This window comes from Pseudomonas sp. NFACC02 (assembly GCF_900110765.1).
Taxonomy (GTDB): Bacteria; Pseudomonadota; Gammaproteobacteria; order Pseudomonadales; family Pseudomonadaceae; genus Aquipseudomonas.
Window position 1 is genome coordinate 260684 of sequence record NZ_FOEO01000003.1, and the last position, 12386, is coordinate 273069.

A 12386-nucleotide genomic window follows, 5' to 3' on the forward strand; every position below is an offset into this window, starting at 1 on the left:
ACCTTAAATGCCGGTCTTATTAAGCGTCGGGTGCGAATAACGCACGCGAAAGGGTTGTCCTGTCAGTCAGGATTCATGATTGGAACGATAGTGCAGATAAATGCTCGGCGGAATATAAGCGGCGACCCGTAATACAGAACTTCGACGTGTCGCTCGCCACGTTTCAATGCTGCGTAAAGACGCAGGCTTGCCGCGCTTGATTGAGTCAATGACGAGGCGACACAGGACGCTCGCAGGTATGTCGCCGCCCTGGCAAACATGAGTGGCAGGGCGCAGGGGTGGAGAGACTCACAGTGCGTTCGAGCGTTCAGCGCGTTCGCCAAAGGCGGTTTCCGAACGAGCCACGGTCAGAGGGGCGGGCCACTCGACAGCGACGCCGGCGCTTTCAACCTGGCCGATGCCGCAACAGCAGCCGAACTGCTCCAGCAGGTGCCGCTGCTCGCTGTCGTCCAGCGGTAACTGGCCGGTGAGTGGATCGACCAGTTCAACCTGCCATGACAGCAACGACAGGCATTGGCGCAAGGAAACCAGTGCTTTGGGTTGCAGACGTCCAGCAGCACCGGCGAAGTACAGCAAGTAGCGCAGTTGCCTGGCAAAGCTGGCGATCGGCTGGACCTGTGCGGCGTCTGATTTGCCCGCGATCTGTTGCAGCGTGCCCAGCAGGCACTCGATCGCATCCTTGTCGTCACCGATCAGTTCCAGGTGACTCAGGCATTCGTCTGCGCGGCCCATCAGTTGCTGGGCGTCGCTGAGAAAATCACTGTGCAGTTGATGCCACTCATTGCCGTTCAGCATGTGAAATCTCCACTCTTCATGGACAGCGAATCAAGGTCGCAGGGGGCGAGTGGCCCAAAGTTAATGTTGAAGGCAATTGAAAGTCTGTAGGGCGTTTCTGATTGTTGTGATTTGAGTGCAGTCAGCGAGGTGCATTCGTGTGCGATACCCCATGCCGCAGTCCAGACCATCCCGTCCGTTATCACTGTTTTGACGAGGGGATCGGGGGATTCCACGAACGCGACCACGTACCTGACTCCATTCATTCAATGAGAATGGCGTCACAATAATGGCTATTAGAAACCGCGAATATCAGGTTTGCCCTGATTGTCGTTAGGGAATACCCCTAGGGGGCCGCATTGAGGGCGTCTGCAGGTCAGGCGAGAGTCTTTGACGGTCTGGGTATTTTGAGCGCGTCAGATGCAGACCAGTAAAGCATGATGTTAATGTGATATCAATTATGCCGTCGGGCATTTTTCTCGATTAAGGTCTGCACCGGCTCTGCCGATAAAGGGAAGGCGGACTTACTAGAACCTGCTCCAGGAGCAACCAATGGCTGGCATTCTCGACACAGTAGATCAACGAACACAGCTGGTGGGTGAGAACCGCCTGGAAATTCTCATGTTCCGCCTGGCAGGTCGACAATTGTTCGCCATTAACGTGTTCAAGGTGCAGGAAGTGCTGCAACTGCCCAAATTGACACTGATGCCGCAACGCCACCCGTTCGTCTGTGGCGTGGTGAATCTGCGTGGTCAGACCCTTCCTGTGATTGATCTGTCTCAGGCCATCGGCATGCGTCCGCTGATCCCGGGCTCATCGAGCACGATCATCGTTACCGAGTACAACCGCTCGGTCCAGGCGTTCCTGGTGGGCGGCGTCGACCGCATCGTCAATATGAACTGGGAAGCCATCCTGCCTCCGCCCAGCAGTGCAGGCCGCCAGCATTACCTGACCGCTATCAGCAAGGTCGACGACCAACTGGTCGAAATCATCGACGTCGAAAAGGTGCTGGCGGAAATCGTTCCTTACAGTGCGAAGGTGTCCCGCGACAAGCTGGACGACCCTGTCCTGGAGCGTGCGCGCGGTCGTGAAGTGCTGCTGGTCGATGATTCGAACGTAGCGCTTTCGCAGTTGCGCGACACCTTGTCTCAACTCGGCATAAAAATGCATGTGGCCAGCGACGGACTCAAGGCCTTGAATATGCTCAAAGGCTGGGCGGATGCGGGTGAGGTCGTGACTGACAAGTTGCTCATGGTGTTCACTGATGCGGAAATGCCTGAAATGGATGGCTACCGGCTGACCACCGAAATCCGCCAGGATCCGCGTCTGCGCGGTCTGTACGTGGTTCTGCATACGTCATTGTCCGGCAGCTTCAACGAATCCATGGTGAAGAAGGTCGGTTGCGACAATTTCCTCTCCAAGTTCCAGCCGGACAAACTCGTGGACGTGGTGCGCGAGCGTCTGATGCTCGACCTCTGATCCGCCTGGACGCGTTTCAAGCCCCTTGCTGTATGAAGGGGCTTTTTTGTATCTGTATCGATCCTTGAGGCATTCCCTCGTATACAGTGATGGCTTTGCGCTCATTACTTCAAGGACGCGTTCATGTTGCATATCAGTGCGCTGTATCGGTATCCCCTGAAATCCTGCAAGGCCGAGCCGCTGCAGCAGGCCAGCTTCGACGCATTGGGATTGACGGGTGATCGACGCTGGATGCTGGTCGAGGAGAGCAACGGTCGGTTTTTTACCCAGCGCGCCTTACCGCAGATGTCCCAGCTATCCGTCCTGTGGAATGCTCACGGTGGCGTGACGCTGTCGGCGCCGGGTATCGCGGCGCTGGACGTTGCGTTGCCGGAGGATGTGGAGGCCAATCTGCGCGGCGTGACCGTCTGGCGTGACACCTTGCGCGTGCCCGATGCCGGCGACGAAGCAGCGCGTTGGGTCAGTGAGTTCATCGGCAAGCCTGCCCGGATGGTGCATATCCCGCAGGAGCGCGCGCGCTGGCTGCCGTCCGGCTATGGCACCGTCGAGGACAAGGTCGGGTTCGCTGACGGCTTTCCCCTGTTGTTGATCGGTCAGGCGTCGCTGGACGATCTGTCGGCAAAAATCGGTCGGCCTCAGGAGATGCTCCGGTTTCGTCCGAATCTGGTGGTGGAGGGGGCTGAGGCGTTTGCGGAAGATGGCTGGAAGCGTATTCGCATCGGTGAGGTGGAATTTCGGCTGCTCAAGGGATGTTCGCGTTGCATTCTGACAACGATTGACCCGGCCACGGGCGAACGCAGTGAAGACCGTGAACCGCTGAGCACCTTGAAGACCTATCGTGAGAAAGAGGGGCAGGTGTGGTTTGGGCAGAACATGGTGAATGACGGGCCGGGCGTTGTGGAAGTGGGGATGGAGGTTGAAGTGCTGGAGTGAGTATTTGAGCCGTCTCTGGGTAGATACGAAACCAGCCCCAGCCAGCCTATAAAAAAGGGCCGATCACGCTGGCATGATCGGCCCTTCTGCTCAAGCCTTCACGGCTCAAAAATCATCAAAAAACCGCTCATGCCAATCCACCAGCGGCTGCGGCGCATTCAGCTTCTGGCCGTAGATCACCGCATACGACAGCACGTTCTGCACGTACTGGCGAGTCTCGTCGAACGGAATGCTCTCGACCCACACGTCGAACGACAAATGATTCGCGCCTTTTAGCCACTGCCGGACACGCCCAGGACCTGCGTTGTACGCCGCCGAAGCAAGCACCCGGTTGCCGTTGAACTGCGCATGCACCTGACTCAGATAAGCCGCACCCAGTTGAATGTTCTTGTCCGGATCCAGCACCTGAGCCGGGGAGGCCAGGGGGATGCTGAACTTGCGTGCTGTCTCCTTGGCAGTCGCCGGCATCAGCTGCATCAGACCGCTGGCACCGACGCCTGACCGCGCGTCGTCCATGAACGCACTTTCCTGGCGCGTAATGGCGAATACCCAACTGGAGTGCAGGCCGCGGAGCTGCGCTTCACGCACCAGGGTGTCCCGATGCGCCATGGGAAACCGGATGTCGAGGTCGTCCCAGTATTGCGCCTGGCTGATGGTTCGGATGGCCGGGAAGTACCAGTGCATGTCATATGCCAGTTTGGCCTGAGCGACCATCTCGTCCCGGGTGAAGCGCCGGGTCACGTGGTACCACTCGCGACGGCCATTCACCACCTCTCCACGTTCATAGAACTCCATGGCCCGACGCACGCCCGGCGTGTTGCGGACTTTGTTCATCGTGGCCTGGCTCAGCATGAGCGGCTTGTTGTTCAACATGTACGGGGTGTGAGTGCGATCGGCGGCAAGGAAGCCGTAGAAATCACGCTCCTTGGAGACGGCTCGGTAAAGCGCGGGTAACTGCGGGTTGTTGGGTTGCGACAACTCCAGCGCGCGCGCCTGCCAGTAGCGCCAGCGGTTCGTCGTGGCCAGATCCTGAGGCAGTCGCCGGGTCAGTTCGTACGCGTCGTTCCAGCGACCCAGACGCAGCAACAGGCGCAGACGCCATTCCGTAACGGTGTTGTCACGCAGGTCAGGGTCGTATTTGGTCATCACCTCCAGGGCGCGACCATCGTAACTGCGCGCCAGCGTCAGGCCGATTTCCTTGGCGATCTGCACTTGCTCTTCATGCGAGAAATGCAGCTTCGGAGCGTAGCTGTCCAGAAGCTCCATCGCGCGTTGCGGATCCTGCTTGGCCAGGCGTCTCAGGCCCAGGCCGACCACGTCGGACATGGCTTCGTCCGCAGGCATGAACTGGCTTTGATTGTTGACCATCTCCGGCTTCTGGGCCACCGCGATCAGCAAGCGGCCTTGGGGTGCCAGCGTGGTCATGCTGTTCACCAACTGGTTGGCCAGCGCGTAATTGCGCGCTTGTGCCGCGAGCTTCGCGCGTTGCCAGCGCTTCTGCTCGGTCAGTTGGCCTTCGACCGCCCATTGCGTGAAGAGTGTGTCACACGCCGCTGGCAGGGTCTTGCCCGTCATCCAGATCTTTTCGGCGTTGGCGTAGCCTTCCGAACGCAAGTTGTGGCTGAGCTGGTAGGACCCGTAAAGGCAGTCGAGCTCGACGAAGTTGAGTTTGGGATCGTAATACTTGACGAACGGTTGCCAGTCGCCTCGTGAGGCCAGCAGACGCAACCACCGCAACTTCATGAAGTTGGCCTGCGGAAGGTCGCCATGATCGGCGAGAAATTTTTCGACTTCGTCGTTGCTTGCGGTGTTGAGGCGAGCCGTCAGCTCGTCGTACGCCAGGTAGGGTTCGAGAGGGTAGTCCGCCAGCGCTGCGCCGTACATGCGATACGGGCCGGCATCGCCTTTGGCCAGCGCGCGTTTGGCTTGATCGTAATATTGACGTTGGGTGGTGATATCGACCGCTTGGACAGACTGGGCGGCGGTGGCCGACAGAAGCAGGCAGGACAAAAGGCTGAACAAACGACTGCGCATGAGACTTCCGTGCAGATGAACCGTGAAAAGTGCCGCTAGCTTAGCCTTTTGCCAGCGCGGGTTGAAGCGCGAAGGTGTGGGCGAGGGGGGCATGGAAACAAATACTTGCAGTTCAAGCAGGTGGCTGGCTTGGGATTCTCAACCCACCGTCGAATCCCGCCCAATCCATGCGCTATCTCAGGTAGAATGCGCGCCCGGTTTTTGGAGAAGCTCATGACCCTGCTCAAATTCACCGATGTGTCCCTTGCGTTCGGCGCCATGCCCTTGTTGGACAAGGTGTCCTGGCAGATCGCCCGTGGAGAGCGGGTCTGCATCATCGGTCGTAATGGCACCGGTAAATCCAGCATGCTGAAGCTGGTCAAGGGCGTTCAATTGCCCGATGACGGCAGCGTATGGCGCGCACCTGGTCTGAAAATCGGCGAGTTACCCCAGGAATTGCCGGTGGCCGACGGCCGCACCGTGTTCGACGTTGTGGCCGAAGGCCTTGACGGGGTGGGGGCCTTGCTCGCTGAGTACCATCATCTCAGCCAGAACATCGTTACTGCCGAAGACCTCGACAAGCTGATGCACGTGCAGTCGGACCTCGAAGCCCGTGACGGCTGGCGCCTGCAGCAACTGGTCGACAGTACCCTCAGCCGCCTGCAACTGCCTGCCGACAAAACCCTTGCTGAACTGTCCGGTGGCTGGCGTCGTCGCGTCCTGCTCGCGCAGGCACTGGTGTCCGAACCTGATTTGCTCCTGCTCGACGAACCGACCAACCATCTGGACATCGGCGCCATTGCCTGGCTGGAAGAAGCGCTCAAGGAATTCCAGGGCGCCGTGTTGTTCATCACGCACGACCGGTCTTTCCTGCAGAACCTCGCGACCCGCATTCTCGAGCTGGATCGTGGCGGTCTGATCGACTGGAACGGCGATTACGCCAGCTTCCTGGTCCACAAGGAGGCGATGCTCGCAGCGGAAGAAACGGCGAACGCGCTGTTCGACAAGCGTCTGGCCCAGGAAGAAGTGTGGATTCGCCAGGGCATCAAGGCCCGTCGTACCCGTAACGAAGGCCGTGTCCGTGCCCTCAAGGCGTTGCGTGTAGAGCGCAGCGAGCGCCGTGAGCGCACGGGCAAGGCCAATATCCAGCTGGACACTGCCGACAAGTCGGGCAAACAGGTCATGGTCCTGGAAAACGTCAGTTTCGCGCACCCGGGCGGTCCGATGCTGATCAAGGATTTCTCGATGGTGCTGCAGCGCGAAGACCGCATTGGTCTGCTGGGCGCCAACGGTACCGGCAAGACCACGTTGCTCAAGTTGATGCTGGACAGCCTCCAGCCCACCAGCGGCACGGTGGAAGTCGGGACACGCCTGGACGTCGCCTATTTCGATCAGTTGCGTCATCAGCTCGATCTGGAAAAGACCGTGATCGACAACGTCGCGGAAGGTCGCGATTTCATCGACATCGACGGTCAGAGCCGCCACGTGCTGAGCTATCTCGGCGATTTCCTGTTCAGCCCGCAACGCGCGCGTACGCCGGTCAAGGCGCTCTCGGGTGGTGAGCGTGCGCGTTTGCTGCTGGCCAAGCTGTTCAGCAAGCCGGCCAACCTGCTGGTCCTCGACGAGCCGACCAACGACCTGGACGTTGAAACGCTGGAGCTGCTCGAAGAGGTGCTGTTGACCTTCAAGGGCACCGTGCTGATGGTCAGTCACGACCGGGCATTCCTCGACAACGTCGTCACCAGCACCCTTGTATTCGAAGGCGAGGGCAAGGTGCGGGAGTTCGTCGGGGGTTATCAGGACTGGCTGCGTCAGGGCGGCTCCCCGCGTCTGCTGGGCGTGACCGAGAGCAAGTCCGGCAAGGCCGACCTGAATTCGGCGATTGTCGAACCGGTGGCCGCTCCGGCCCCCGTGCAGGAGGCTGCGCCCGTCACGAAGAAAAAACTGAGCTACAAGCTGCAGCGCGAGCTTGAGGCTCTTCCAGGCGAGATCGATGCCAAGGAGCAGCAGATCGCGGCGGTTGAGGCGCAAATCGCTGACCCCGCTTTCTATCAGCGTCCTGCCGCGGAGACGACCAAGGTGCTTGCGTCCCTTGAACAGATGAACAGCGAACTGGAAGCGCTGGTTGAGCGCTGGGCTGAGCTGGACGAGTAACCCGCTGACACCTGGCAACAAAAAAGCCCGAGCCCCTTCAAGGGTTCGGGCTTTTGGTTGAAGCCGCCCGTTACTCGGCGCGTTTGACCAGGCGCACCGCCAGTACGTCGCAAGGTGCGCCGTGCAGCACGTCGTTGGCGGTAGAGCCGAGCAACAGCGAAAGGCCGTGACGGCCGTGGCTGCCCACCACGATCAAGTCGACGTTGTGCTCCTTGGCCAGGTTGTGGATTTCCTGACGAGGCTGGCCATAGGTCAGGTGGCTGTCGCCGGTGTGTACGTCGGGGTATTTCAGTTTCAGGGCTGCAAGCTTTTCCTTCGCCTGGTCAAACTGCTGTTGCTGCAGTTGCGAAAGGTCCATCGGTACATCGCCACCAAAGGCCATGGCCATCGGCTCCACGATGTGCACCAGCGACAACTTTGCTTCGCTGCCGATGGCCAGGCCGATCGCCTTCTTGATAACAGGGTCGCACTCTTCAGTGAGGTCCACGGCTACCAGAATATGTTTATAGGACATGGGATGTTCCTTCTGAGGTTTGCGATGGTTTTGATTATGGCTTTTTTCACGCGCCTCATGGCAAGCCTTTACGTGTTGTCCGCTGCTCCCCGCAGCAGGGGCATACACATATGACGGTGTGGATAGTGCTGTCAATCGTTGCGGTGGTTTTGAGTCCATTGGTATGGCTGCGGCCGTCCCGCTCCCAGAGCGGCCGGATGGCCATGCGCATTGAGGCACGGCGCATGGGGCTGGCGATGCAATTGATCCCTCAAGACTGGCCGCACTGGCTGCCCGTCGAGCCGCCGAGCCCATGCGCGCAATACCATCGGCCTCGACGTGCGCGCGAACCGGATACGTGGAGTTACTGGCAGACCACGCCCGGAAACTGGGTGAATCAGTGGCGTGAGCCCTGTGAAGATGCACGCGTGCTGCCGCATTTGCTGACGCTACCGCCCGATGCCTACAAAGTCGAGGCGGGCAAGCAGCTGATTGCACTGTATTGGGGGGAGCGGGGCGAAACGGAAGTGTTGCACAGTATTACCGCTGTGCTGAAGGCGCTGGCATGACCTCAAACCGGGCCATTTGGTCAAATCGCAGGCATTAAAAAGCCCGATAACAACATCGGGCTGGGGGTTGGCCAGGCAGGCCGATAATTCGTGGCGCTTTGCGGTGCAATGCCGCAATCGACGTCCAGATTCGTGACACGCCGCTTCCGAAAAACGACCCGTCTTGATGCGCAGTGCGCTGAATGTAGACCTTAATGGTGCATTTGTCTGCTGTGGATCCGATTATTTTTCAATAAAAGCACGCCAGTCGTCGCTTCTCATGTTTATTACCCCTGCTGATCGCTCAACACGATCATTGCGCTGAATGTCGGTTGATCAGAGGTGTCTTTTGCCTGTGTTTTGCCGGTTTTGTCCGCTGTCGCGTGAATTGACAATTGCTGGAATATGGCAGAAGGTAGGCGCACCCAAATCAAACGGGCGTATGAATTGAGCGTTTGCCGTAGGAATGCTCTTACAGACGCCTGAATCGCGTCGACGGGGTGCTGGCGTTTGGCGTGTACGTCGACAGAAACGTCGTGTTTTTCGCCGGATTCTCAGCGTCTGACGCGTATTGTTCAGCTTCCATATCGTGGAGATCAGTTGATGATTTACGAAGGTAAAGCCATCACGGTTAAGGCTCTTGAAAGTGGCATCGTCGAACTGAAATTCGACCTCAAGGGTGAGTCCGTCAACAAGTTCAATCGTCTCACCCTCAACGACCTGCGTCAGGCTGTCGATGCCATCAAGGCCGATGGCTCAGTCAAAGGCGTCATCGTCACCAGCGGCAAGGACGTTTTCATCGTCGGTGCCGACATCACCGAATTCGTCGATAACTTCAAGCTGCCTGACGCCGAACTGGTTGCCGGAAACCTTGAAGCGAACAAGATCTTCAGCGACTTCGAAGACCTGAACGTGCCAACCCTCGCAGCCATCAATGGTATCGCGCTGGGTGGCGGCCTGGAGATGTGCCTGGCTGCCGACTTCCGGGTCATGTCTGCAACCGCCAAAATCGGGCTGCCAGAGGTCAAGCTGGGGATCTATCCGGGTTTCGGCGGCACCGTTCGCCTGCCGCGCCTGATTGGCGTCGATAACGCTGTCGAGTGGATTGCTTCCGGCAAGGACAATCGTGCGGAAGATGCCCTGAAAGTGGGCGCGGTCGATGCTGTTGTTGCGCCAGAGAAGCTTCAGGAAGCGGCGCTGGACCTGATCAAGCGCGCGATTTCGGGCGAGTTCGACTTCAAGGCCAAGCGCCAGCCGAAGCTGGACAAGCTCAAACTGAACGCCATCGAGCAGATGATGGCCTTCGAAACCGCCAAAGGTTTCGTTGCCGGTCAGGCCGGCCCGAACTACCCGGCCCCGGTCGAAGCAATCAAGACCATCCAGAAAGCCGCCAACTTCGGTCGTGACAAGGCGCTGGAAGTCGAGGCTGCCGGTTTCGTGAAAATGGCCAAGACATCGGCTGCCGAAAGTCTGATCGGTCTGTTCCTCAACGATCAGGAACTGAAGAAGAAAGCCAAAATCTACGACGAAGTGGCCAGGGACGTGAAGCAGGCGGCCGTGTTGGGCGCTGGCATCATGGGCGGCGGCATCGCTTACCAGTCGGCGGTCAAAGGCACGCCGATCCTGATGAAGGACATTCGTGAAGAGGCCATCGAACTGGGCCTGAACGAAGCGTCGAAGCTGCTGGGCAAGCGTGTCGAAAAGGGCCGTCTGACCCCCGCGAAGATGGCGGAAGCGCTGAATGCGATTCGTCCGACGCTCTCCTACGGCGATTTCGGCCACGTCGATCTGGTCGTCGAAGCGGTGGTCGAGAACCCTAAGGTCAAGCAGGCGGTGTTGTCCGAAGTGGAAGGTCAGGTCGCCGAGGGCACCATTCTGGCGTCCAACACGTCGACGATCTCCATCAGCCTGTTGGCAAAAGCGCTCAAGCGTCCGGAAAACTTTGTCGGCATGCACTTCTTCAACCCGGTGCACATGATGCCGCTGGTTGAAGTCATCCGTGGCGAGAAGTCCAGCGAAGTGGCGGTGGCGACCACCGTGGCTTACGCCAAGAAAATGGGCAAGAACCCGATCGTGGTCAACGACTGCCCGGGCTTCCTGGTCAACCGTATTCTGTTCCCGTACTTCGGCGGTTTCGCCAAGCTGGTCAGCGCTGGCGTGGATTTCGTGCGCATCGACAAGGTAATGGAGAAGTTCGGTTGGCCGATGGGCCCTGCGTACCTGATGGACGTCGTCGGCATCGACACCGGTCATCATGGCCGTGATGTGATGGCCGAAGGTTTCCCGGATCGCATGAAGGATGACCGTCGTTCAGCAGTTGATGCGCTGTACGAGGCCAATCGCCTCGGTCAGAAGAACGGCAAAGGCTTTTACGTTTACGAGACCGACAAGAAAGGCAAGCCGAAGAAGGTCGTCGACGCTTCTGTTCTGGAAGTGCTCAAGCCGGTCATTTACGAGCAGCGCGAGGTCACTGACGAAGACATCATCAACTGGATGATGATCCCGCTGTGCCTGGAAACCGTGCGTTGCCTGGAAGACGGCATCGTTGACACGGCGGCCGAGGCCGACATGGGCCTGATCTACGGTATCGGTTTCCCTCCGTTCCGTGGCGGTGCGCTGCGTTACATCGATTCGATCGGTGTCGCTGAATTCGTTGCCCTGGCTGACCAATACGCTGATTTGGGCGCTCTGTACCACCCCACTGCGAAGCTGCGCGAAATGGCCAGGACCGGCCAGCGCTTCTTCGGTTAAGTGCCCAACGAACAGGTGAAAATATGAGCTTGAATCCGAGAGACGTCGTGATTGTCGACTTCGGTCGCACCCCGATGGGCCGCTCCAAGGGTGGCATGCACCGCAATACCCGCGCTGAAGACATGTCGGCGCACTTGATCAGCAAACTGCTGGAGCGCAACAGCAAAGTCGATCCGGCGGAAGTCGAGGACGTGATCTGGGGTTGCGTCAACCAGACCCTGGAGCAGGGCTGGAACATTGCGCGCATGGCATCGCTGATGACCCAGATCCCGCACACCTCCGCTGCGCAGACGGTCAGCCGCCTGTGTGGTTCGTCCATGAGCGCGCTGCACACGGCGGCCCAGGCGATCATGAGCAACAACGGTGACGTCTTCGTCATCGGGGGTGTCGAACACATGGGCCACGTCGGCATGATGCATGGCGTCGATCCCAACCCGCACATGTCGCTGTATGCCGCGAAAGCCTCGGGCATGATGGGGCTGACGGCCGAAATGCTCGGCAAGATGCACGGCATCACCCGTGAAGCGCAGGACGCGTTCGGCGTGCGTTCGCACCGTCTGGCGCACCAGGCCACGGTTGAAGGCAACTTCAAGGATGAAATCATCCCGATGCAAGGGTATGACGAGAACGGCTTCCTGAAGATGTATGACTTCGACGAGACCATCCGTCCCGAAACCACCCTGGAAAGTCTGGCGGCCCTCAAGCCTGCCTTCAACCCGAAAGGTGGTACCGTGACGGCAGGTACGTCTTCGCAGATCACGGACGGTGCCTCGTGCATGATCGTCATGTCCGGTCAGCGTGCGATGGATCTGGGCATTCAGCCGATGGCGGTGATCCGCTCCATGGCGGTCGCCGGTGTCGACCCCGCGATCATGGGTTACGGACCGGTTCCAGCGACTCAGAAAGCCCTCAAGCGCGCGGGCCTTGCTATCGGTGATATCGACTACTTCGAACTCAACGAAGCGTTCGCTGCCCAGGCATTGCCGGTACTGAAAGATCTGAAAGTGCTCGACAAGATGGACCAGAAGGTTAACCTGCACGGCGGCGCTATCGCGTTGGGTCACCCATTCGGTTGTTCGGGAGCGCGTATTTCCGGCACCTTGCTCAATGTCATGAAGCAGAAAGGCGGCACTTTGGGTGTTGCTACCATGTGTATTGGCCTGGGCCAAGGCATCTCGACCGTGTTCGAACGCGTTTAACCGGTCTGAGTGTGCAAGCCGGGGCCTGGTGCCCCGGCTTTT

At 59.0% G+C, this 12386-nt stretch carries 9 protein-coding genes; 6 read left to right on the top strand and 3 right to left on the bottom strand.

The window, feature by feature from the left end; translation table 11 throughout:
* Nucleotides 1-288: 288 nt before the first annotated feature.
* On the bottom strand, nucleotides 289-795 hold the full coding sequence (locus BMY73_RS04880) for a hypothetical protein (RefSeq protein WP_175500132.1): 507 nt from the start codon (nucleotides 793-795) through the stop codon (nucleotides 289-291).
* Nucleotides 796-1326: 531 nt separating this feature from the next.
* Between BMY73_RS04880 and BMY73_RS04885 the strand changes: the two genes are divergently transcribed.
* A complete protein-coding gene (locus BMY73_RS04885) occupies nucleotides 1327-2253 on the top strand; it encodes a chemotaxis protein CheV (protein ID WP_062382279.1) in 927 nt (308 codons plus the stop codon).
* 123 nt (nucleotides 2254-2376) lie between these two features.
* On the top strand, nucleotides 2377-3186 hold the full coding sequence (locus BMY73_RS04890) for an MOSC domain-containing protein (RefSeq protein WP_062382280.1): 810 nt from the start codon (nucleotides 2377-2379) through the stop codon (nucleotides 3184-3186).
* A gap of 105 nt (nucleotides 3187-3291) precedes the next feature.
* Here BMY73_RS04890 and BMY73_RS04895 read toward each other — a convergent pair whose 3' ends face one another.
* Nucleotides 3292-5220 carry a transglycosylase SLT domain-containing protein gene (locus tag BMY73_RS04895; RefSeq protein ID WP_092405413.1) on the bottom strand — a complete coding sequence of 643 codons (1929 nt, stop codon included), beginning with the start codon at nucleotides 5218-5220 and terminating at the stop codon, nucleotides 3292-3294.
* A gap of 213 nt (nucleotides 5221-5433) precedes the next feature.
* Between BMY73_RS04895 and BMY73_RS04900 the strand changes: the two genes are divergently transcribed.
* Nucleotides 5434-7353, top strand: a complete 1920-nt coding sequence (locus tag BMY73_RS04900) for an ATP-binding cassette domain-containing protein (protein ID WP_092405415.1) — start codon at nucleotides 5434-5436, stop codon at nucleotides 7351-7353.
* Between the two features lie 70 nt (nucleotides 7354-7423).
* Here BMY73_RS04900 and BMY73_RS04905 read toward each other — a convergent pair whose 3' ends face one another.
* Nucleotides 7424-7867: a universal stress protein gene (locus BMY73_RS04905; protein ID WP_062382283.1), complete on the bottom strand. Its 444-nt coding sequence runs from the start codon at nucleotides 7865-7867 to the stop codon at nucleotides 7424-7426.
* 110 nt (nucleotides 7868-7977) lie between these two features.
* Between BMY73_RS04905 and BMY73_RS04910 the strand changes: the two genes are divergently transcribed.
* The 3 genes from BMY73_RS04910 (at nucleotide 7978) to fadA (ending at nucleotide 12344) form a co-directional block, all read left to right on the top strand.
* Nucleotides 7978-8415 (top strand): hypothetical protein, encoded by a 438-nt coding sequence (locus tag BMY73_RS04910; protein ID WP_092405417.1) that lies wholly within the window; start codon nucleotides 7978-7980, stop codon nucleotides 8413-8415.
* A 582-nt stretch (nucleotides 8416-8997) separates the two neighbouring features.
* Nucleotides 8998-11145 carry a fatty acid oxidation complex subunit alpha FadB gene (fadB, locus tag BMY73_RS04915; RefSeq protein ID WP_062382285.1) on the top strand — a complete coding sequence of 716 codons (2148 nt, stop codon included), beginning with the start codon at nucleotides 8998-9000 and terminating at the stop codon, nucleotides 11143-11145.
* Nucleotides 11146-11168: 23 nt separating this feature from the next.
* The gene (gene fadA, locus BMY73_RS04920; protein WP_092405419.1) at nucleotides 11169-12344 is read left to right on the top strand and encodes an acetyl-CoA C-acyltransferase FadA; all 1176 of its coding nucleotides are present in this window, start codon (nucleotides 11169-11171) and stop codon (nucleotides 12342-12344) included.
* Nucleotides 12345-12386: the final 42 nt, after the last annotated feature.